The sequence below is a fragment of the Streptomyces hesseae genome (assembly GCF_031845785.1).
Lineage (GTDB): Bacteria > Actinomycetota > Actinomycetes > Streptomycetales > Streptomycetaceae > Streptomyces > Streptomyces hesseae.
Window position 1 is genome coordinate 55,942 of record NZ_JAVRFI010000004.1, and the last position, 21,075, is coordinate 77,016.

Annotated in this window: 17 protein-coding genes; 7 read left to right on the forward strand and 10 right to left on the reverse strand. The window is 74.0% G+C overall.

Going from position 1 to position 21,075, the window contains the following annotated elements; translation table 11 throughout:
* Window positions 1–87: 87 nt before the first annotated feature.
* Together RM609_RS08420 and RM609_RS08425 are read left to right on the forward strand one after the other, a co-directional pair.
* Window positions 88–636, forward strand: a complete 549-nt coding sequence (locus RM609_RS08420; RefSeq protein WP_311609262.1) for a GNAT family N-acetyltransferase — start codon at window positions 88–90, stop codon at window positions 634–636.
* 138 nt (window positions 637–774) lie between these two features.
* Window positions 775–2,040 carry an RCC1 domain-containing protein gene (locus RM609_RS08425; RefSeq protein WP_311609263.1) on the forward strand — a complete coding sequence of 422 codons (1,266 nt, stop codon included), beginning with the start codon at window positions 775–777 and terminating at the stop codon, window positions 2,038–2,040.
* 12 nt (window positions 2,041–2,052) lie between these two features.
* Here RM609_RS08425 and RM609_RS08430 read toward each other — a convergent pair whose 3' ends face one another.
* Window positions 2,053–3,081, reverse strand: coding sequence for an MBL fold metallo-hydrolase (locus RM609_RS08430; RefSeq protein ID WP_311609264.1), 1,029 nt, complete (start codon window positions 3,079–3,081; stop codon window positions 2,053–2,055).
* 85 nt (window positions 3,082–3,166) lie between these two features.
* A complete protein-coding gene (locus tag RM609_RS08435; protein WP_311609267.1) occupies window positions 3,167–4,366 on the reverse strand; it encodes an aminotransferase class I/II-fold pyridoxal phosphate-dependent enzyme in 1,200 nt (399 codons plus the stop codon).
* A 161-nt stretch (window positions 4,367–4,527) separates the two neighbouring features.
* Between RM609_RS08435 and RM609_RS08440 the strand changes: the two genes are divergently transcribed.
* Both RM609_RS08440 and RM609_RS08445 read left to right on the forward strand, forming a co-directional pair.
* The gene (locus RM609_RS08440) at window positions 4,528–5,340 is read left to right on the forward strand and encodes a class I SAM-dependent methyltransferase (RefSeq protein WP_311609269.1); all 813 of its coding nucleotides are present in this window, start codon (window positions 4,528–4,530) and stop codon (window positions 5,338–5,340) included.
* Window positions 5,341–5,350: 10 nt separating this feature from the next.
* Window positions 5,351–5,701, forward strand: coding sequence for a VOC family protein (locus tag RM609_RS08445; RefSeq protein ID WP_311609270.1), 351 nt, complete (start codon window positions 5,351–5,353; stop codon window positions 5,699–5,701).
* Between the two features lie 62 nt (window positions 5,702–5,763).
* On the opposite strand, the gene RM609_RS08450 is transcribed toward RM609_RS08445, so the two are convergent.
* On the reverse strand, window positions 5,764–7,647 hold the full coding sequence (locus RM609_RS08450) for a DUF5107 domain-containing protein (protein WP_311609271.1): 1,884 nt from the start codon (window positions 7,645–7,647) through the stop codon (window positions 5,764–5,766).
* Between the two features lie 58 nt (window positions 7,648–7,705).
* Window positions 7,706–9,121 (reverse strand): CoA transferase, encoded by a 1,416-nt coding sequence (locus RM609_RS08455; RefSeq protein WP_311609273.1) that lies wholly within the window; start codon window positions 9,119–9,121, stop codon window positions 7,706–7,708.
* 221 nt (window positions 9,122–9,342) lie between these two features.
* Between RM609_RS08455 and RM609_RS08460 the strand changes: the two genes are divergently transcribed.
* Both RM609_RS08460 and RM609_RS08465 read left to right on the forward strand, forming a co-directional pair.
* Window positions 9,343–9,600: a hypothetical protein gene (locus RM609_RS08460; RefSeq protein WP_311609274.1), complete on the forward strand. Its 258-nt coding sequence runs from the start codon at window positions 9,343–9,345 to the stop codon at window positions 9,598–9,600.
* A gap of 281 nt (window positions 9,601–9,881) precedes the next feature.
* The gene (locus RM609_RS08465; RefSeq protein WP_311609275.1) at window positions 9,882–11,282 is read left to right on the forward strand and encodes an amino acid permease; all 1,401 of its coding nucleotides are present in this window, start codon (window positions 9,882–9,884) and stop codon (window positions 11,280–11,282) included.
* 79 nt (window positions 11,283–11,361) lie between these two features.
* Here RM609_RS08465 and RM609_RS08470 read toward each other — a convergent pair whose 3' ends face one another.
* On the reverse strand, window positions 11,362–12,123 hold the full coding sequence (locus RM609_RS08470; RefSeq protein ID WP_311609276.1) for an SDR family NAD(P)-dependent oxidoreductase: 762 nt from the start codon (window positions 12,121–12,123) through the stop codon (window positions 11,362–11,364).
* Between the two features lie 104 nt (window positions 12,124–12,227).
* On the reverse strand, window positions 12,228–12,809 hold the full coding sequence (locus RM609_RS08475) for a TetR/AcrR family transcriptional regulator (protein WP_311609277.1): 582 nt from the start codon (window positions 12,807–12,809) through the stop codon (window positions 12,228–12,230).
* Between the two features lie 164 nt (window positions 12,810–12,973).
* Here RM609_RS08475 and RM609_RS08480 point away from each other — a divergent pair, with 164 nt between their 5' ends.
* The gene (locus RM609_RS08480) at window positions 12,974–15,340 is read left to right on the forward strand and encodes a collagenase (protein ID WP_311609278.1); all 2,367 of its coding nucleotides are present in this window, start codon (window positions 12,974–12,976) and stop codon (window positions 15,338–15,340) included.
* A gap of 126 nt (window positions 15,341–15,466) precedes the next feature.
* On the opposite strand, the gene RM609_RS08485 is transcribed toward RM609_RS08480, so the two are convergent.
* The 4 genes from RM609_RS08485 to RM609_RS08500 form a co-directional block, all read right to left on the reverse strand.
* A complete protein-coding gene (locus RM609_RS08485) occupies window positions 15,467–16,867 on the reverse strand; it encodes a HAMP domain-containing sensor histidine kinase (RefSeq protein ID WP_311609694.1) in 1,401 nt (466 codons plus the stop codon).
* Window positions 16,867–17,565 (reverse strand): response regulator transcription factor, encoded by a 699-nt coding sequence (locus RM609_RS08490; protein WP_311609281.1) that lies wholly within the window; start codon window positions 17,563–17,565, stop codon window positions 16,867–16,869. The genes RM609_RS08485 and RM609_RS08490 overlap by 1 nt, the downstream gene beginning before the upstream one ends.
* Before the next feature lie 65 nt (window positions 17,566–17,630).
* Complete coding sequence (locus RM609_RS08495) at window positions 17,631–19,175, reverse strand: alpha/beta fold hydrolase (RefSeq protein WP_311609282.1); 1,545 nt, start codon at window positions 19,173–19,175, stop codon at window positions 17,631–17,633.
* Window positions 19,176–19,266: 91 nt separating this feature from the next.
* Complete coding sequence (locus tag RM609_RS08500; RefSeq protein WP_311609283.1) at window positions 19,267–21,063, reverse strand: hydroxysqualene dehydroxylase; 1,797 nt, start codon at window positions 21,061–21,063, stop codon at window positions 19,267–19,269.
* Window positions 21,064–21,075 lie beyond the last annotated feature (12 nt).

Genomic DNA, 21,075 nt, shown 5'->3' on the forward strand with positions numbered 1-21,075 from the left:
CTTTCACCGTTTCTCAGGGGGCTGCCGCCCCCTGACACCCCCGCCGCGGGCTGCATCGCAGCCCGTCCCCCTGGGCAGCATTCGCACATGACCACCACCCTCCGCACGTCGACGCCCCGACTGACAACCCCCCGGCTGACACTGCGCCGTTGGCGCGAGGACGACGTCGAGCCCATGGCGGCCATCAACGCCGACCCGGAGGTGATGCGCTGGATCGGCGACGGCTCGGTCCGCGACCGGGCGGAGACCGTGGCCAGGATCGCCGCGTGGGAGCGGGAGTGGGAGGAATACGGCGTGGGGCTGTTCGCCGTGGAGGATCGGGAGAGCGGCCGGTTCGTCGGCTTCGCGGGGCTGTCGGTGCCCACGTTCCTGCCGGAGATCCTGCCTGCCGTGGAGATCGGCTGGCGGTTCGGGAAGGACTTCTGGGGACGCGGGCTCGCCACGGAGGCGGCGCGCGCCGTGCTGGACTTCGCGCTGCGCGACCGCGGCCTGGCCCGCTTGGTGAGCGTGCACGCCGTCGGCAATGACGCCTCCGAGGGCGTCATGCGCAAGCTCGGCATGCGCGTCGAGCGCCGGACCACCCATCCGGCCCATGGCGGGCCCCTGTGCGTGCACGTCCTGGAGGCGCGCTCCTAGCGTCCAGGGGGCGGCCGTGTCACGCGTTCGGCCGCCCCGCACGTGCCCCGGCCCGGCGGAGCGGCCAGCGTGGACGGCGGCGGCAACACGCCGTCCGTCCGGTCCGCGTCGTCCCGTCCGCGCCGAAGGAGGCCCCTCGTGGCCGTCGACCCGCCCGTATCCGCCCACGCCGCAGGCCGGCTCCACGCGGCGGGGCTGGGCCTCCAGGGGCAGGTGCCGGGCATCCTCATGGCGGCCGAGGGCGAACGGATCGGCGCGATCGCCGCCGGGGACTACCACAGCCTGGCGGTCACCGACGACGGCCGGCTGCTCGTCTCCGGGCTCGACGACCACGCCCAGGTGACCGGGATCTTCGCGGCGGCGCGCGGCGAGCTGGTCGGCGCCGTGGCCGCGGGCGGCTTCCACAGCCTGGCGGTGACCCGCGACGGCCGGCTGCTGGCCGCCGGGAAGGACCAGAACGGCCAGGTCACCGGCGCCCGTGACGCGGCCCGGGGCAAGAAGGTCACCGCTGTCGACGGCGGCGCGGTGCACAGCCTCGCCGTGACCGAGGACGGCGAGCTCCTGGCCGCCGGGCACGACGGCGAGGGACAGGTGTCCGGCGTCCTCACGGCGGCCCGGGGCCACCGGGTCACCGCCGTGGCCGCGGGCGACTTCCACAGCCTCGCCGTGACCGAGGACGGCCGGATCCTGGCCGCCGGCCGGGACGACGACCGGCAGGTCTCCGGGATCCTGGCGGCCGCGGACGGCCGGAAGGTCGTCGCCGTGTCCGCCGCCGCCCTCCAGAGCCTGGCCGTCACCGACGACGGCCTGCTGCTCGCCGCCGGCCGGGACGGGCACCACCAGGTGTCGGGCATCCTGCGCCTCGCCCAGGGCCGCAGGATCACGGCCGCCGCCGCCGGCCATCTGCACAGCCTGGCGCTGACCCGGGACGGCGAGCTCCTCGGCGCGGGCAAGGACGGCGACGGGCAGGTGTCGGGGATCCTGGAGGCCGTCGGGCACGACCACACCGTGCGGATCGCCGCGGGCGGCTACCACAGCCTCGCCGTCGTCGCCCCCGACGGGCCCCGCGGCCGGGTGATCCGGGCGGAGTTCCACGCCGCCGACACCACCTGGCAGGACGTGACCCTGTGGCTCCTGCGCCGCGAGGACAACCTCGACGTGGCCCTGACGTCGCATCAGCCCGCCCAGGACTTCGGCATCCGGGAGGGCGTGCCCGTGACGCTGGAGATCCGGCGGGGCGGGGACGAGGTCCTGGGCGACGGCACCGTCTGGTTCAGCTACGACGAGACCACCCGTACCGTCGGCATCGACACCCGGGCCAGCCGCTTCCCCTCCCGTCTGACCTGCACCGGGCACGGCGCCAACCACTTCACCTTCGCCTTCGCCGGGACCGGCATCGCGTGAGCGGCATACCCGTCACGTCAGCCCCGTGACGCTCCGGTCCCACCCGGCAAGCATCCGCGAGGCTCCCACCGGCAGGTCCCACAGATCCTCCCGGGCCCGGCCCGTCTCCTCCCACGCCGCCCGCACCCGCCGCAGCGGCTCCAGCGGCGGCTCGGCGGACAGCAGGAACGTCGCCCAGTGCATCGGCGCCAGCACCCGCGCCCCCAGGTCGGCGCAGGCGCGCACCGCCTCCTCCGGGTCGGTGTGCACCGGGCCCAGCATCCAGCGCGGGTCGTAGGCGCCGATGGGCAGCAGCGCGACATCGATGTCCGGATAGCGCTCGCCGATCCGCGCGAACCAGTAGCCGTAGCCCGTGTCCCCGGCGAAGTACACCCGGCGGCCGTCCGGCGCGGTCAGTACCCAGCCGCCCCACAGCGACCGGCAGGTGTCGGTGAGGGTGCGTTTGCTCCAGTGGTGGGCCGGCACGAAGTCGAAGCGCACCGGGCCAGCCGGGCCGGGCAGCTCGACCGCCTCCCACCAGTCGAGTTCGGTGACCCGGGTGAACCGGCGACGGCGCGCCCAGCCCGCCAGACCCGCGGGCAGCAGCAAATGTGTGTCGCGGGGGAGCCGCTTGAGGGTGCGCGCGTCGAGGTGGTCGTAGTGGTTGTGGCTGATGACGACGGCGTCGATCCTCGGCAGGGCCTCCCACGGTACCCCCACCGGCGTCACCCGGGGCGGCGTGCCGAGGATCCGGCGGGACCAGACCGGGTCGGTCAGCACCGTGAGCCCGCCGACGCGCACCACCCAGCTGGCGTGCCCGGCCCAGGTGACGGCGAGCGCGGTGGCGTCGGCGGCCGGCAGCGGACCCGGATCGACCGGCAGCAGCGGGACCTCGCGCAGCGCCTCGGCGCTCGGCCTCAGTCGGCCCTCACGGGCCAGCCGGGCCATGGCACGCACTCCGGGCAGCGGCGCGGTGAGACGGTCGGCGAACGACCGGGGCCAGGAACGGATCTCGCCGAGAGGACGCGGCTCCGCGAGAGGGCGCTCGGTCTGTTCGGTCATCTGGGGCTCCATTCATGGGGAACCGGAACCTGGCGGTACGGGCGCGGGGCTCGCGCCGTCGCACGCCCCACCGACTGACGGTAGATCAGTCGGCGGCGAGTTCACTGAACGCCGATCCAAAAGTGGACAACGCCTCCGCGACATCCGGATCCGTCAGCGGATCCCGGGCGCCCAGGGCGCGGCGCCGCCGGTCGTCGTCGGCCCCGAGGAACGGGGGAGTGGCGATCCGCACCCGCAACGCGTCCGGGTCGTCCCCGAACCGGTGGCCGCCGGGCACCGGATGACCGAGCATCGCGCTCAGCCGGTCCTCCAGCTCCACGGAGTCGGTGATGCCCCGCGCCGCGAGGGCCGACCTCAGCTCCCCCAGGTCCGCGTACAGGTGCGGGCCCGTCTGCGGGGGCCGGCAGAGCACCCCGGCGGCGTCGAGCCGTACCCGCGCCGCCTCGCCCAGCAGCCCGTACAGCCGCGCGGCGGCGGCGGACCGGGCCCGTACGGGCTCCGGCTCGGTCAGCGCCCAGCCCACCGCCGCCGCGACCGGCGGCGGCAGTTCGGCCCGTACCGCCGTCAGCAGCGAGACGGCACGGGCGTACAGGGCCGGGCCCGATCCGCCGGCCGGGAAGCGGGCGATCGCCGCCGGCCAGCCGGAGGGGGCGAGCGGGCCCGCGAGGTCGGTGAGGACGACGACCCGGTCCGGGTACATCTCGGCGGGCCCCACGAACACGGTCCCGTGCGGGTCATGGAGGGTGTCGCGCCATGTCTCGTCGCTGACGACCGTCAGCTCCTCGGCCGCCGCCGCCTCGCACACCTCGTGGAGGATCTCCGGCGGGGCGACCGTGCCGGTGGTGTCGTCGGCCACCGACAGCACCAGGAAACGCGGCCGCCCGCCCTCGGCACGGATCCTGCGCACCGTCTCCAACAGCGCGTAGGGGTCGGGCACGCCACCGCACTCGGCCGGCACCGGCACGTGGTACGCCAGCCGCCCGGCGAGCCGCGCCAGCGGGCTGTACGAGGCCGAGCACGGCCGGGTCAGCAGCACCTCGCCGCCCGCCGAGGCGAACAGCGCCAGCAGCAACGGCTGGGCGCCCGGCGCCGCGAGGACCCGCCCGGGCTCGGTCGGCATGCCGCGCCGCGCCCAGTACCCGCAGGCGGCCTCCCGCAGCGCCCGTCCGCCGCCGACCGGTTCGGGGCCCGTCAGCCCAGCCGCCCCCGCCAGCCGCTCGGCGAGCTCCGGAAGCACGGGCAGCCCGCGCTCCGGCGGCGGGAGGGCGGGCGGTACCTGCTGCATCCTCACACCTTCGCAGATCACCGGGTGCGTGACGGCCCGACACGGGCGGCGGGGCGAACAAACCCCCTGGTCCCGGATCGTAAGACAGCCTTCTCACCATGCGAGAGAACGGCCTACGGTGGAAACACCACTTCACGACGTCGCGAAGGGAACGGGCCGCCATGCCGGAACGACAGAACGTCTACATCCACGGACACCACGAGTCCGTACTGCGCTCCCACGGCCGCCGCAAGGCCGCCGACTCCGCCGCCTACCTGCTGCCTTCACTCCGATCGCACCACCGGATCCTGGACATAGGCTGCGGCCCCGGCAGCATCACCGCCGACCTGGCCACCCTGGCGCACCGGGGCCGGGTCACCGGCCTCGACGCCGCCCCCGGCATCCTGGAGACCGCCCGCGCCGTCGCCCTCGAACGAGGCGTGTCCAACGTGGACTTCACCGTCGGCGACATCCGCGCCCTGGACTTCCCCGACGGCTCCTTCGACGTCGTCCACGCCCACCAGGTGCTCCAGTACCTCGAAGACCCGGTGGCCGCCCTCCGCGAGATGCGCCGCGTGTGCCGCCCCGGCGGGATCGTCGCCGTCCGCGACGTCGTCTACACGGCGATGACCTGGTACCCGCGCGTCCCCGGCCTGGAGGACTGGCAGCGCCTGTACGTGAGCGTCGCCCGCGCCGGCGGCGGCGAACCCGACGCCGGCAGCCGGCTGGTGTCCTGGGCCCGGCGGGCCGGACTGACCGACGTCACCGCCACGGCGGGCGCCTGGTGCTACACGGGCGCCGAGCAACGCGCCTGGTGGAGCGGCCTGTGGGCCGACCGCACCCTTTCCGACCCGTACGCCCGCCACGCCGTCGAGGGCGGCCACACGGACCGGGCGGGCCTCGCGGCGATCGCGGAGGCCTGGCACGAGTGGGGGCGTCACGAGGACGCGTGGTTCTCGGTGCTCCACGGCGAACTGCTCTGCCGGGTCAACTAGCCTGTTTTTCATGAACATTCTGGGGACTTCGCTAAGGGTGTGCGTAAGCGATCTGGAAGCGGCGATCGCGGTGTACGAACGGCTGACCGGCGCCGAGGCACAGCGCTTCCGGCGCGGCGGGGTCTCGGTCGCGGCCGTCGGCTGCTTCTTCCTGATGAGCGGACCGGAGGCCGAACTCTCCGTCCTGCGCAACATCACGGCCACGCTGGCCGTCACGGACGTCGACGAGGCCCTCGCCGATCTGCTCGCGGTGGGCGCGCAGATCATCGCGGGCCCCGTGCGGACGCCCATCGGCAGCAACCTGGTGGCCCGTCACCCGGACGGATCGGTATTCGAGTACGTCGACCGCCGGGCGGGTTGAGCACAACGCCGGACGGGCTGACAAAGTCAGCCCGTCCGGCGCTTGAGGACCGGGGGCGTGGGCTAGGGGAAAGTCTCTCCCTCACCGAGGTCCTCGACCTCGACCCCGGCATCGCGGATCGCCCTGGCCCCCGCCGTATCCCCCCGCGCCTCAAGAATCCGCGCCTCCAGCAACCGGAACCGCCCCCGCGCCCGCGCGGCGGGATGCACCCCGGCCAGCACCGCCGCCGCGTCCTCCGCCCGTCCGGCCGCCAGCAGCGCCTCGATCGCCTCCCGCGCGAGCGCCGTCCGCGCGGCCCGGGACGCACCCGCCTCGTCGGCCTCCGCCACCGCCCGCGCGTAGCGGTCGGCGGCCCGCTCCGGATGCCCGCACTCCACGTCCGCCGCCGCGAGCGCGCGCCGCGCCGGCCAGCCCATGCCCTGCCGGAGCGCGTGCTCCCAGCTGCGGACGGCCTGCGAGCGGTCGCCGGCCTGCCACTGGGCGACGCCCAGGTGGTACGAGGCGTGCGGGCCCGGCCCGGTGGTCTCCAGCAGCTCCCGCCAGGCGGGGGAGACCAGGGAGGGGCCGGGCTCCGGCCCCTCCTCGCCCAGCGTGCCGGTGCGCAGCAACGCCCGCCAGGGCCGCTGCTGGGCACCGGCCGCGTCCCCGAGCACGGGGAACGGCGTCCCCGGCAGCTCCAGCCGCCCCCGCTCGACCTCGAGTGCGCCCCAGCCGGAGCCGGTGGCCAGCGTCTCCTTGGGCTCGTGGTCGGCGTACGGGCGCCACGCCTCGTACGCGGCGTCCACCGCGGCGCGCGGCAGCGCCGCCTCCAGCCGGGCGGCGGTCTCGGCCCGCGCCGCCGCCCAGTCGGTGCCGTGGACGGCGGCGGGGTCGGCCGCCAGCGGCCCGTACGCCTCCAGCCAGGCGAACTCCCCGCCCGCCTCCAGGGGGACGTGTTCCAGCTGGGTCGGCGCGAGGCCCGCCTGGATCTCGGCGTAGCCGCCCGTGCCGGGCTCGGTGAGCCACTCCTGCCAGCGCCGCCCGGCCTCGTCCGCGCCCCACAGGAAGAGCTTGCGGCCGGTCAGGGCGTCGGTCGAGGTCTGGACGAGCCCTTGGCCGTCCCCGTCGAGCGCGGCGATCCAGCGGCGTTCGCCGTCGGGGAGGTCGTAGAAGTAGTCGGCGTGACGGGTGCCGTCCGCCGGGTACGTCCGGTCGGCGCCGTCCCAGTGGGGGACGGGCACCCGGCGCAGGGAGGCGCGGTCGTAGCCGAAGTGCCAGGCCCGCTCGGCGGGGGTGAGGACCCGGGTGCGCGGGCCCTCGGGCACGGCGGTGTTGGACCACCAGTAGACGGGCGCGGCGCGGTGGTGCGGATTGCGGACGCGCACACCGGCGTAGAGGAAGTCGGAGCCGTCCGGCAGCCACAGGTCGACCTGGAAGGGCAGGTCGCGCAGCCGCTCCCACTCCCACAGCCGGAGCATGTCGCCGCCGTCGGGCGCGGGCACGCGGGCCGCGTGGAGCGGGGCGACGGAGAGGGTGCCGTGGCCGGTCGCGCCGATGTTCCATTCGATGCCGCCGGAGAACCAGGCGCCGTTCAGGGCGAAGCCGGCGGGCTGGAGGACGGGGTTGGAGTAGAGCAGCGAGCGGCCCGTCGGCTTGTGGACGAGGGAGTGCACCCGGCCGCCGAGCCCCGGCAGGACCGTGGCGCGCAGCCGGTCGTTCTCGATGACGATCGCGTCGAGGTCGGTGGGGATCCGGGTGCGGGTGTAGTCGTCGCGGCGGCGTACGGGCAGCAGGGAGCGCAGCGGCGCGTGGCGCATCCGCCGGGCCATGGCGGGCGGCAGGCCCGCCATGGCGGCGCGGTCCAGGCGGTGGACGTCGCCGCGGGTGCCCAGCTGCGGCAGCGGGTTCTCCGGGCCGGGGGAGGCCGCGGGCAGGGTCAGCACGGCTCGGCGGATGGTGGTGGCCACGCGTCGGTCTCCCTTTCGCTTCGAGGGTTGGCTTCGGGGGTTCGCTCCGGGGGTTCTCTCACAGCCACACGGGGGCGTCGGCGCCCCAGCGGCCGGGCCGCCGGGCCCAGTCGCGCGGGGAGCCCGTGAACTCCACGGGCGACAGCGCGTACCGCAGCCGCCCGAGCGGGCCCTCTCCCTCGGCCAGCCAGGGCGCGGGGTCGTGGCCGTCGCCGCCGGGCTCGGGTACGCCGTCGTCGTGGGGCACGTCGCGGGTCAGCCAGGCCGCCGTCTGCGCGAGGGCGAAGCGGGCCAGGCGGGTGCCGCCGGTCTCGCGCTGCTCGGTGACGGCGCGCAGCAGGGCGGCGGCCAGCAGATAGCCGGTGCCGTGGTCGAGGGCCTGGGCGGGGAGCGCGCCGGGGCCGCCGTCGGGGCCCGTCTCGGTGGCGGCGATGCCGCAGGCGGCCTGGACCAGGCTGTCGAAGCCGCGCCGCTCGCCCCACGGCCCGTAGCTGCCCCAGGCGCTCAGCTGGCCGACGACCAGGCCCGGCCGCCGTTCGGCGAGGGCCTGCGGGGACAGGCCGTGCCGGTCGAGCGCCCCGGGCCGGTAGCCGGTCACGATGATGTCGGCGGTGGCCAGCAGCTCTTCGAAGACCGCGCGGTCGGCGGGGCGGGCCAGGTCCAGGACGGTGGAGCGCTTGCCCGCGCCCGTGTCGTCGTGGAGCTCCTGGCTCTCCGGCAGGGAGGGGGAGTCGATACGGAGGACGTCCGCGCCGAGCAGGGCGAGGGTGCGGGTGGCGACCGGGCCCGCGAGGACCCGGGTGAGGTCGAGGACGCGCAGCCCCTCGGCGGGCAGCGCCCCGGAGGGCGCCCCCAGCTCGCGGACGGGGCTCTCGCCGATCCGCTCCAGGGAGAGCAGCGGGCGCCGGGCGACCGCCGCGCCCTGCGGGTGGACGGCCCACTCGTGGGGGGTGCGCACGGCGACGGCCAGTCCGCCGGCCGCGTACACCAGCTCCTCCACCCGCGCGGCCTCCCGGCCCGCCAGCTCGGCGGCGACCCGCTCGACGAGGGGCGCGGCGTCGGCGTCCGGCCCCGGGTCGGGCAGCCCGAGGGCGGCGAGGAGGCGGGCGCGGTGGTGGGGGTAGTTCGCGTGGGTGCGCACCCAGCCGTCGGCGGTGCGCCAGAAGCGGGAGAGCGGGGCGAAGGAGGCCGGGGCGCGGCCGTCGCGGCGTATGTGGCGCTCGCTGGCGAACGCCGTCTCGACGGCGCCGTCGTCGACGCGTACGCGCGGCGGCGGCCCGCCGCGCCGGGCGGCGAGCAGTTCGGCGGCGGCCAGCGCGCAGACGGCCACCGTGGCCCGGGCCGTCTCCCGGACCGGGAGACGGGCGGGGAGGGCCGTCTCCGGGCCGCCGTACTCCACGGCGGCCATGAGCGCGGGATCCCCGCCGAGCAACGTCCAGACGTGGTCCGCCGCTTCGGGCGATCGCTTGATCATCCCCCGAGTCTGGCACTGGGTGCCAGGTCTGGGAAGAGGCCCTTTCAGGCGTCCTGCCCAGAGGTGTCCCCTCCTATGGGCGTCCTATGGGTGTCCTATGGGCGGCACAACCCGTTCGGGTGACATCCGGCGCGGGCCCGGCGCGGCGGTCCCCGGGATCTAGGCTGGGGCGCACCAACGGTGATCGGTGGGCGACGCCCGGTGAGTGAGCGTGATCGAGCGTGAGTGAGCGCACATCCCCGTCCGGGCCGGATCCGTCGGGGCGGACCTGTCAGTGGTGTCACGGTTCCGGGTACGGGACGCGGGCGCTGGCGTACTGCCCGGGCCCCGACCCCTTCGTCGGTCCGGCCGACACCGTCCACCGCGCGGGGCAGTGCGCCCACTGCCGGGGGTCCGGGACGTACGACTCCGCGCTGGACCCGACCCTCGACCGTACCGGGGAGGCCGCCGAGGGGCCCGCCCCGGAGGAGGGCGGCTGACCGTCCCCGGAGGGTGCCCGGCAAGGCCGCGCCCCCGCTCGCGGAACGCGAACCGCCCGTTCCGCTTGATCGCGCGACGGTGGACGAATCACGGTGCGCGGCGGTGATCACAACACCTTTTGCGGCCGCCGGGCGCACCTCGCGGGACAAAAAACTTCAATTTTGCGCCATCTCACAGTGCGGTCAATATGTGCTGTCGCACATACCTGTGCTCTTGCACAGTCATGCGAAGTCGCCACAGAATCAGCGACCTGCCCGCAGTACGAGAGGCGCACCCTTCCATGCAAGAAACCGACGGCACTCCCGCACGCCGCTTCGGCCTCCCCACGGCCATCTGCCTGGTCATGGGCAACATCATTGGCGGGGGCATCTTTCTGCTGCCCGCCTCGGTCGCCCCGTTCGGCACCGTCAGCCTGCTGGCCTTCGGTGTGCTCACGATCGGAGCGATCGCCCTCGCCCTCGTCTTCGGGCGGCTCGCCGAGCGCCATCCGCACACCGGCGGACCGTATGTCTATGCGCGCGCGGCGTTCGGCGACTTCGCCGGGTTCCTGTCCGCCTGGTCGTACTGGACGATGACCTGGGTCAGCAACGCGGCCCTCGCCGTCGCCGGCGTCGGCTACTTCCATGTGCTCACCGGTGGCTCGTCCTCGAAGAGCACGGACCTGGTGATCGCCCTGCTGATGCTGTGGCTCCCGGCGCTGGCGAACCTCGCCGGCACCCGCTGGGTGGGCGCGGTGCAGGTGGTCTCCACGGTGCTGAAGTTCATCCCGCTGTTCTTCGTCGCCGTCGCCGGCCTCTTCTTCTTCGACCCGAAGAACCTCGGCTCCTTCAGCGAGGGCGGTGGCAGCTGGGCCAGCGGCCTGTCCGCCTCGGCGGCGATCCTGCTCTACAGCTACATCGGTGTGGAGTCCGCCGCGATGAGCGCGGGCGAGGTCCGCGACCCGGAGCGCAACGTGGGCCGCGCCAGCGTGTTCGGCACCATCGGTGCCGCCGTGGTCTACCTGCTCGGCACGGTGGCGGTCTTCGGCACGGTCGCGCACGACAAGCTCGCCAAGTCCACGGCGCCGTTCTCCGACGCGGTCGACGCGATGTTCGGCGGTGAGTGGGGCGGCACACTGATCGCCTTCGCCGCCGTCGTCTCCATCGTGGGCGCGCTCAACGGCTGGACGCTCATGAGCGCCCAGATGCCCTACGCGGCCGCCAAGGACGGGCTGTTCCCGGCGATGTTCGGGAAGAAGAAGCGCGGCGTGCCGACGGCGGGCGTGCTCGCCGCGGCGGTGCTCGCCTCGCTGCTGACGATCATCAACTACGTCTCCGGCTCGGGCGGCGTCTTCGAGATCCTGGTCCTCATCACCACCTTCTCGGCGACCGTCCCCTACCTCCTGGCCACCGCCGCGCAGGTGTACTTCCTGCTCAAGGGCGAGCGCGACAAGGTCCACGCGGGCCGGTTCACGCGGGACATGGTCTTCGCGCTCGGCGGGTTCGGCTTCTCCTTCTGGCTGGTGGCCGGTGCCGGTTACGCGGCGGTCTACCAGGGCGGGCTGTTCCTCCTGGCCGGCATCCTCGTCTACGCCTGGATGGCGGCCCGCCGCCCGGCGGCGGCCGAGGCCGAGGCCGACGGCGCGGGCGAGCCCGTGGCGGCGGAGAAGTCCGCCGAGCCGGAGCCTGAGCTGGTCGCGTAAGCGGGACGCGGGACGCGGGATGTACGAGGAAGGGGCGGGCCCGAGGGCCCGCCCCTTCCTCTGTTCGCTCTGTCCGCTCTCAGGCCGTGACGCCGCCGTCCAGGACGAGCTCCGTGCCGACCGTGTAGCCCGCCTCGTCGGAAGCCAGGTGGAGCACCGCGGCGGCGATCTCCTCCGGGCTGCCCGCTCGGCCGGCCGGGACGTCGCGGGCCATCCGCTCGGCCTTGTCACGGGCCGACTCGCCGGGGCGCGAGGACATCGGGGTGTCGACGGGGCCGGGACTCACCGCGTTGATCCGCACCCCCTCGCCGATGTGGTCGAGGGCGGCGCTGCGGGTCAGCGCGGAGACGGCGGCCTTGCTGGTGGCGTACGCACCGAGCCCCGGGACGCGCTTGTGGGCGCCGAGGTTGGACGAGATGTTGACGATGGCGCCGCCGCCGTTGGCCCGCATGTGCGCGATCTCGTGCTTCATCGACAGCCAGACGCCCGTGACGTTGGTGGTCAGCACGGTCTGCCAGTCGTCCTCCGGGATGTCGGCGACCTTCGCGGGCGGGGTGAGCACACCGACGTTGTTCACGGCCACGTCGAGGCCGCCGTACCGCCGCACCGTCCGCTCGACCAGGGCCTCGACGTCGGCCGGGCGGGTCACGTCGGCGGTGACGGCAGTGGCCTCGCCGCCCGCCGCCTCGATGGCGGCGACGGTCTCCCGGAGCGGCTCGGCGCGCCGGCCCGCGACCACCACCCGGGCGCCCTCCCGGGCGAAGGCGAGGGCGATGGCCCGCCCGATGCCGGTCCCGCCACCCGTGACGAGGACGGCCTTGCCGGAGAAACGCGTGGTCATGTCGATGACTCCTCGGATAACAGAAACAAAGATAAAAGAACGATCGGTCTTGAATTTGGGTACAAAAGCGGGCCGGGAGGGGCGGGGAAGGGCTCCTCGCGGCGTCAGTCCAGCAGGGTCAGCGCCTGCTCGGCGGCGTCCCGCGGCAGGGCCGGCGCGGTGTCGAGCCGGCCGGTCACGCGCAGGCCCTGGAGGAGGACCAGGAGCATCCGGGCCAGCGCCACCGGGTCGCGATCCTCGGGGAGTTCGCCCTGGGCGGCGGCCCGTATCAGGGCCGAGGTCAGTGCCGTCTCCATGTGGTGCCAGGCCTCCTCGACCCGGCGCGCGGCGGCCGGGTCGCGCGGGCCCAGCTCGACGGCCGTATTGGTCACGAAGCAGCCGCGCCGCGGCGCGTCGCCGGCCGCCTCGGCCGCGAAGCGGCGCACCAGGGCGCGGACGGCCGGCAGGGCCGGGCCCGGCTGGGACAGCTCCGCCACGATGCGAGGGTTCTGCTGCTCGCCGTAGCGCTCCAGGGCCTTGAGGTAGAGGTCGTGCTTGCCGCCGAACGTCGAGTAGAGGCTCGCCCGGGCGATGCCGAGGCGCTCCACGAGGTCCGCCATCGACGTCGCCTCGTAGCCGCGCTCCCAGAACAGCTCAAGAGCCGACTGGAGGGCGGCGTCCGGATCGAATTCCTTGGTCCTGGCCACATCGCCGATCCTAGGCGTATCGAGAACGACCGGTCAAGAATCAACGGTCGGTCGAGAGTTCGCCCATGGCGGTCCTATGGGTTGTCAGTGAAATGTCACATTACTATGGTACGGCGCGCATCACCTCGTAGCTGACGCAACATCAACCCCCCTGAGGAGAACCGGTGTACGCGCTACGTACAGTGCGCAAGGGGCTGCTCGCCGCCGCCCTGGCGGCCGCTCTGGCCCTGCCGACGGCCCAGGCGGCCCAGGCCGGGCCCGCCCGTCCATCCGCCCCGCCCCCCACATCCACCCCCACGTCCGCCTCCGGGACCGCCACCGGTACGGCCCCGGTCCACGACCCCCGCGACGACGTCGACCGGCTCGCCGCGCCGCCCCGGCAGACCACCCGCACCCTCGTCCCCGGCGGCGAGCGCGGCGAACCCGGCCGGATACCCGGCGACCTCGCGCAAAGCAGACCCGACAGACCCGGCAGACCCACCGCCGCCCCGGCCCTGCGCGGCTCGACCCCCTGCACCCTCGACGGCATCACCCGGCTCGGCCCCGACCAGCTCGCCGACTTCCTCACCGACCCCGCCGTCACCGCCGACGGCTGTCTGCGCGGCCTCATCTGGAGCTGGGACGCCCGCCTCGTCCCCGTCCTCTCCCGTGCCCATGTCCAGGCCGTCGCCCGGCGCGCCGCCGAGCTCGCCCCCCGGCACACCGGCGACGACGCGAGCCACCTACTGGAGCTCTTCACCTACCTCCACGCCGCCGTCTTCCACGACTTCTCCCACGACGAGATCGACCTCACCGACCCCGCGACCGTCGACGCCATGCGCCGCGCCACGGACGCGTACGGCACCGCCGACCGCACCTTCGACCCCACCCGGCAGAACGCCGAGACCCTGCGCGAGGCGCTCACCGCCGGCAGCGCGCCCGGCCTGCGTCAGCACCAACTCGGCCTCGTCCCCAAGGTGCTGGCCACCATGGGCCCCGGCCGGCCCACCGCCGCCGACCCCGCCTGGGGCGGCGCCGCCCTCGCGGCCCTCACCGTCAACTACCTCGGCGTCTACCCCGGCAACAAGGACACCGCCTTCCATCGGGCCGTGGCCGCCGACCCCGGCTATCGCGCCGCCTTCCGCGCCTTCTCCGGCCACACCCACCTCAAGGGCACGGCCAACGCCTGGACCGTCCGCGACGCCCTGAGCGAATACGGGCGCTTCGGCCAGATCGACGGCCTGCGCCCCGCGATCACCGCCGACCTCGGCGCGCAGCTGAAGACCGCCGAGACCAACTTCGGCGACCTCAGCGCTCCCTGGGCCTCCCTCGCCACCTGGCTCAACACCTATGAGGCGTGCGCGCCCTACAATGTCTGCAAGCCCCAGATAGAGGCCCGGGTCTTCCCGCGCACCTACACCTACGACAAGGGCGGCATCGAGGTCCGCACCGCCCTCGACCAGGCCACCGTCGACCAGCTCTACTACGCGAGCAAGCAGGTCAAGGCCCAGTTCTTCCGGGTGCTCGGCACCGACGTCCCGCTGACCGGCGACCCCAACGCCACCCTGCACATCCACCTCTACGCCTCACGCGCCGACTACGAGGTGCTGCACCCCCTCCTGACCGGCATGGGCACCAAGAACGGCGGCGTCTACATCGAACAGGGCGCCACCTTCTACACCTACCAGCGCCGCGTCCCCCAGGACTCCAGCCTCACCCTCGAGGAGCTCTTCCGCCACGAGTACACCCACTACCTCAACGGCCGCTGGGCCGTCCCCGGCATGTTCGGCGAAGGCCCCTGGTACCAGGGCGACCTGACCACCGCCATGGACGAGGGCACGGCCGAGTTCTTCGACGGCGCCACCCGCGACGGGGGCATCAAGGTCCGCAAGTCCCTGGTCAAGGGCATCATCGCCGACACCGCCGGCGGCAAGCCCCGGATGACCGTCGACCGGTTCCTCCACGCCACCTACGACGGCGACGGCTTCCGCTTCTACAACTACGCGGGCACGTTCTTCGAGTTCCTGTGGCGCGAACACCCCTCCCTGCTGCGGGAGATGTACGGATACGAGCGCGCCGACGACCCCAAGGGCTTCGACGCCTGGCGCACCCGCATGGGCCGGGACACAACGATCCAGCGCGAGTACGATGCCTTCCTCGACGAGGAGATCCGCGACGTCGACCACCTCTACGTCCCCGACACCCACTACACCCCCGTGGGCTCGCTGACCCACGCCGCCGCCGACCGGGTCGGCGCGGCCTTCGCGAGCGCCACCGGGATCACCCCCGACTGCGCCGGGAACGGCGACACCACCGGCAAGCCGCGCTTCACCTGCACGGGCCGGATCACCGCCAACCTCTCGGACTCCGGCAGCCCCGACCGGGTCTTCAGCGACATGTCCGGCACCGTGGACTACTTCATCCTCGACCGCGCGGCCCCGGCCGCCAACAACCTCGCCGACATGAACTGCTCCTTCGGTTCCGTCGACATCTGGTCCGACGGCACGGCGGGCACCGCCGGCTTCACCTGCGAGGGCCCGCTGCGGTCCTGAGTCCCTTTCCGGGTCCGCCGACGCGCCCATGACCTCCGAGGTCGTCGCGGCCCCGGCCCCTCCTGGGGCAGGGTGAGGACGAACGGTCTCCCGGACCCGCGCACTCGGGTCCGGGAGACCGTTGCGTCACGGCCCGGCCACAACCCGCGCGGCTCTGCGGGAACGCCTGCGTGCCGACGGGCCGTTCACGGCGTCCTGATCGTGGGGCGGGAGGACGAAGCCGACCTCCGCGCCGCCGCCGGCCGCCGTGGTGGCGAAGACCGTTCCCGCGTCCGCCGTGACGATGTCGTGCACGATGGCCAGACCGAGGCCGGAGCCGGGCGTCGCCTGGGTGCGGGGGCCGCGGTAGAAGCGGTCGAAGACGGCGTGCTCCTCGCCGGGCGCGATGCCCGGCCCCCGGTCCCGTACGGCCAGCCTGCCCCCGCCGACGCGCACGGCGACCGGCGTGCCCTCGGGGCTGAACTTCACCGCGTTGCTCAGCAGGTTGTCGACGCACCGCTGGAGCGCGCGCGGCCGGGCGCGCACCGGCACCGGCGGGTTCGCCTCGTCCTCGACGACGAGGACGACCCGCCCGGTCCGCAGGCGGCAGCGCCGCACGCCGTCCTCCGCGACCACGGTCAGGTCGACGGCCTCGGGCTCCTCGTCCGAGTGGCGGTCGGTGGCCAGCTCGACGAGCTCGCGCACCAGGTCGTCGAGAGCCGCTGCCTCGGTGACCAGGGTGGCGAGGATCTGCTCCTCGTCCTCGGGGGCCAGCCTGCCGCGCGCCCGCTGGAGCAGCTCGGCGCTCCCGCGCACCGAGGTGAGCGGCGTCCGCAGCTCATGGCCGGCGTCCTGGACCAGCCGCTGCTGCTGGGCGCGGGAGCGGCGCAGCGCGGCGAGCATGTGCTCGAAGCTGCGCGTCAGCTGGCCGATCTCGTCCGACCCGGCGGGCGGCAGCGGGGTGGCGAGGTCTTGCGTGGTGGTGATGCGCGCGGTGGCGCCGGCCAGCCGGCGGACCGGCCGCAGGATCCGCCCCAGGACGAGCCAGCCGAGGAGCGCCGCGAAGCCGACAGCCGCCGCGGTCGTCCAGGAGATCCGCCACAGGAACTGGTCGTCGACGCGCGCGGCCCCCTCGTAGCTCTGGCCGACCATGACCGCCCCGCCTCCGGGCAGGGGCCTGGTCAGGGTGCCGTACTCGGTGCCGGAGACGACGACGTCCGCGCGGCTCGCCCCCTTCCCCGTCTGGGCCACGCGCAGCGCGTCCGGCGGGACCGGCAGGGTGTCGCGGCCGGGTGCCAGCGGCCTCACGGCCCCCTGACCGGACACGATCTGCTCGATCATGTCCGGCCGGGCGGGCGGGGTCAGGCCGGCGGCGAGGAGGCCGACGACGATGGTCGCGCGGTCGTCGAGGCCCCGCTCCAGCTCATCGGCGACCAGGGCGCTCACACCCCGGTACGACATGAACGCGGCGAGGGAGATGGCGAGCGCGGCGGCCACGGCGACGACAGCGGTGACCTTCGTACGGAGCGTGCGGAGCGCGCTGAGCATCACGCGGGCCGGATCGTGTAACCGACGTTGCGGACGGTGTGGATCAGCCGGGGCTCGCCGCCCTGTTCGGTCTTCTGGCGCAGATAGCCGATGTAGACGTCGAGGGAGCGGGACGTGGTGTCGAAATCGAAGCCCCAGATGCGCTCGTACATCCGCGACCGGCCGAGGACCGCGCCCGCGTGGGACAGCAGCAGTTCCAGCACGTCGAACTCGGTCTTCGTCAGGTCCAGTTCCCGCTCACCGCGGAACGCCCGCCGGGACGAGGGGGCCAGGGTGAGGTCCGCGACCGTCAGGGACCCGCTGTCCTCCGCCGGGTCGGTGCGCCTCAGCAGCGCGCGGATACGGGCGAAGAGCTCCTCGGTCGCGAACGGTTTGGCCAGGTAGTCGTCGGCGCCCGCGTCGAGCCCCGCCACCCGGTCGCCGACCTCATGGCGGGCCGTCAGGACCAGGACGGGCAGCCGGTCGCCGCGCCTGCGCAGCATCCGGCACAGGCCGAGGCCGTCGAGGCCTGGCATGACCACGTCCACCACCGCCAGGTCGGGCCGCTCCTGTTCGAGGAGACCGAGCGCCTCCAGGCCGTCGCAGGCCAGGAGCACCCGGTAGCCCTCGAAGCGCAGCAACTGGTCCAGGGTGCTGCGCACTCCCGGGTCGTCCTCGGCGACCAGCACCGTCCGGCGGTGCCCCGTTTCATCCGTCATGTGATCATCTTCGTCGGCGGCGGACGCGGTCACGGCACCGGCCCGTCAGTGCCCGTCACCGGCTGTCAGCCGTGGACCGGAGTGACGGCGATCGGCGGGAGGTCGCGCAGGCAGGAGGTGTCGCCCGGCTCGCCGGTGCGGATGAAGTGCGAGGAGACCCCGGTGACACAGCCGCTCGGCTCCAGCTCGGGCACGTGTCCTGTGTTGCGGACCGAGAAGAACCGGCTGTCGCGGAACTGCCCGGCGGCCTTCTTTCCGCTCGCGTCGGGCGTGTTGGCGTCGAGGTCGCCGGACAGCACGAGGACCGGGACGCCGGGCAACGCGGGCTTCGTGGGCTGTGGGTCGGGGGTGTGCTCACGCGGCCAGCCGATGCACACGTCGCCGGCGTCCGTGGTGCCCTCGGTGAAGCCCTTGGCGCTGAACGCCCCGTGCTCACCGGGGCGTACGGAGGCCAGCGCGGCGTCGTACTGGCGCCACCGCACCGACGGCGGTGCGTCCTTCGACCAGGCCTTGCGGTAGTCGTTGCAGGTGACCGCGATGTACGGCGCCTGGTCCACCGTGCTGCCCGTGCTCCCCTCCTCCTGGACCAGTTTCCGCAACGGGCCGGCGTCGCCCTTGACGAAGCGGTCGAGGGCGTGGGGCAGCTGCCCGAGCAGCGAGGGCTTCTCCGGCTCGTGGCCGACCCCGCTGCTGGCCGACTCGAAGAGCAGGTTGGCTAGCTTGTCCTCGGTGAACTGCTTCTCGTAGACGCCATGTTCGGTGGTGATCGGCACGGTGATGGGCCGGTCCCGCAGGCGCGCGGCGGTGGTGGCCAGGTCCTTCACGGCCTGCTCGCCGTCGCATGCGGCGGGGACGCCGCGCTCGCACACCCGGCGCAGGTTCGACGAGACCGCCTGGGCGCTGGGCCGCGCCAGCGGGTCCAGCGCGAGGGGGAAGGCCCCGGACAGGACGATGTCGCGTACGTGCTCGGGGTGGCGGGAGGCGTACACCGGCATCAGGTAGGTGCCGTAGGACAGCCCGTACAGGCTGAGCTTCTCCACTCCGAGGCGGTCGCGGATCGCGTCGATGTCGTCGGCGGTGGCCGCCGAGGTGTAACCGGCGGCCTTGGGGCCGAGGTTCTTCGCACACCGCTCGACCGCAGCCCGCTGCTGAGTTCGCGTGCCGAAGCGGTACTCGGCGTCCGTGACCCCGCACGGGACCGGCTCCGAGGCCCCGGTGCCGCGCGGGTCGACGAGCAGCAGGTCGTGGTCCTTCAGCAGGCCCTCCAGGCCCCCGGCGAACGCCTCGGCCTTCTCGATCGCGGTCTCGCCGGGGCCGCCCGGGTTGACGGCGACGGTGCCCTCGGCGGGACCGGGCGCGCTGTGGCGTACGACCGCGTAACTCACCCCGACCTCGCCGAGCTCCGGCTTCCCCGCGACGAGCGGGCGGTCCAGCCGGCCGCAGTCGACCCGGTGCCCGTCCACGGCCGGGCACCAGCCGGATACCGGCGCGGCCGCCCGGCCGACCTTGGTCGCGGAGGCGGTGGCGGCCGCCGTCGGCAGTACCGAGGCCAGCACCGCCGTCATGCTCACCGCCAGACCCACGCGCCGGGCCGTGCTCTTGTACGTCATCGCCCACTCCTGTCGTATCGGGTGCGGGCACAACGTTGCCGGGCGTATTTCGCTGCCACGGCAGAGCGACGGCAAAAGCGTGTAAGAACCTTTAACCCAGGTCGAAGACGTTGCGCAGGCCCAGCCGGTGGCGGAGTTCGTCCTGCCGCCGGAACGGCTCCAGCTCCGGCGCCCGGTAGAGGGGGGTGACGGAGCAGCGTTCGGCGCGGGAGCCGGTCTCCTCCAGGAGGGCGTTGACGGCGGTGCGCGCGGCGGCGTTGGCGCCCTCCATGGTGGCCAGGTCGATGTCGACGGCCACGTAGTCCCCGGCGAGGAAGAGATTGGGGATGGCGGTGCGGGCCTCGGGGCGGTCGTACCAGGTGCCGGTGGGGTGGATGAAGAGCTGTTCGTCGTTGTTCGCGCGGGTGCCGTCCAGCTCCACGGCCGGGTCCAGGAACCACGAGTGGAGCGTCGCGTCGCGCAGCACCGTGCGCCCGGTGTCGTTGAGCCCGGCCTTCATCTGGGCCCAGACCTCGCGGGCGACCTCCTCGCGGGTGCAGCGTTTGGCGGGCTTGCCGTAGAGGATGCCGGGCCGCTCCCACTCGGAGACGTCCACGGAGAGGCAGTCCGCGACCGTGCCGTCCCCGTAGTCGGCCCGGAAGTCCCGGCCGCGCCAGTACTGGGCCTGGCTGACGGAAGTGATCGACCAGGGTGTGTCGATGTGGTTGATGTGGCCGTGGATGATCGGGGTGGGTTCGGTGAGATAGAACTGGATGCCCGTCATCCAGTCCGTCTTGAGCCTGTCGCAGCGCGCCAGCCGGGGATCGGCCGCCCGGACGCTCTCGTTCCAGGTCAGCCGGGCGTGCTCGACCGGCATCGCGGAGACGAAGTGGTCCGCGGTCACCGCCTGCCGGGTGCCGCTCGCGTCCTCGACCAGGGCCTCGGTGATCCGCCCGCCCTCCAGCCGCAGGTCCCGCACGGACCAGCCGGTGTGGAACACGACGCCCAGCGAGCGCAGATGGGCGATCCACGGGTCGATCCACGCCTCGTTGGTGGGAGCGTCGAGGACCCGGTCGGGCTCGCCGTCGGCGCCCCGGCCCAGCGCGTTGTAGAGGAAGGCCTCGACGCAGGTCGCGACGGTCCGGGTACTGGCGACCTCGGCCTTGGTCGCGACGATGTTGCGGGTGATGCCGATGGCCAGCAGCTGCCGGTAGTCGGCCGACATCCGCGCGGCACCGGTGAACTCCAGCCACGGGACGCGCTCCCAGGCCTCCAGCCGGCGGCGCTCGCTGCTGGTGAACCAGACCAGCAGCCGGTTCGCGAAGTACGCGATCTCATGCGCCCGCAGCCTGGAGAACGTCTCGCAGTAGGCCGTCAGCGCGCGCAGCAGCGCGTCCGGGGTGAGGACCGGGGGAAGCGTGCCGACGGTGGCGAAGGGGATGCGGATGTCCTCGCGGCCGCCCGTGCGCGCCAGCATGACCTCGCTGGAGGGCACGAGGTTGTCGTGGCAGCCGTTCTTGTTGCCCTTGAACGGGATGCGGCGCAGGGTGTCGGGGAGATTGCGGTAGAAGCCCGGGATGAAACGGAAGCCGTGCTCGCCGGGCAGGGGCTTGCGCCCGCCTTTCGCGCTGCCGGGCACGTCCATGCTGCGCGCCTTGCCGCCGAGCGCGGACTTGCGCTCGTAGACCGTCACCTCGAAGCCGCGCTCGGCCAGTTCATGGGCGGCCGTGAGCCCGGCGACACCGCCCCCGAGGACGGCGACGCGCCGTCCCGCGCTCCCCTTGCGTATGGTTCCGGCGGCCGGCCGGGGCGCGGCGTGGGCCGTCCCGGTGAGCGCCGCCGTCGCCGTGACGGCCGCCGCGCCGCCGATGAACCCTCTGCGTGTGCGATTGCGTGCGCGTTCCGCCATGCCACAGCCCCC

Bases quoted from the DNA above. Each gene is read 5' to 3' on its own strand.
- RM609_RS08495 (WP_311609282.1), bottom strand. From the start codon at position 19,175: ATGACGTACAAGAGCACGGCCCGGCGCGTGGGTCTGGCGGTGAGCATG.
- RM609_RS08420 (WP_311609262.1), top strand. From the start codon at position 88: ATGACCACCACCCTCCGCACGTCGACGCCCCGACTGACAACCCCCCGG.
- RM609_RS08440 (WP_311609269.1), top strand. From the start codon at position 4,528: ATGCCGGAACGACAGAACGTCTACATCCACGGACACCACGAGTCCGTA.
- RM609_RS08430 (WP_311609264.1), bottom strand. From the start codon at position 3,081: ATGACCGAACAGACCGAGCGCCCTCTCGCGGAGCCGCGTCCTCTCGGC.
- RM609_RS08500 (WP_311609283.1), bottom strand. From the start codon at position 21,063: ATGGCGGAACGCGCACGCAATCGCACACGCAGAGGGTTCATCGGCGGC.
- RM609_RS08485 (WP_311609694.1), bottom strand. From the start codon at position 16,867: ATGCTCAGCGCGCTCCGCACGCTCCGTACGAAGGTCACCGCTGTCGTC.
- RM609_RS08435 (WP_311609267.1), bottom strand. From the start codon at position 4,366: ATGCAGCAGGTACCGCCCGCCCTCCCGCCGCCGGAGCGCGGGCTGCCC.
- RM609_RS08490 (WP_311609281.1), bottom strand. From the start codon at position 17,565: ATGACGGATGAAACGGGGCACCGCCGGACGGTGCTGGTCGCCGAGGAC.
- RM609_RS08465 (WP_311609275.1), top strand. From the start codon at position 9,882: ATGCAAGAAACCGACGGCACTCCCGCACGCCGCTTCGGCCTCCCCACG.
- RM609_RS08455 (WP_311609273.1), bottom strand. From the start codon at position 9,121: ATGATCAAGCGATCGCCCGAAGCGGCGGACCACGTCTGGACGTTGCTC.
- RM609_RS08470 (WP_311609276.1), bottom strand. From the start codon at position 12,123: ATGACCACGCGTTTCTCCGGCAAGGCCGTCCTCGTCACGGGTGGCGGG.
- RM609_RS08445 (WP_311609270.1), top strand. From the start codon at position 5,351: ATGAACATTCTGGGGACTTCGCTAAGGGTGTGCGTAAGCGATCTGGAA.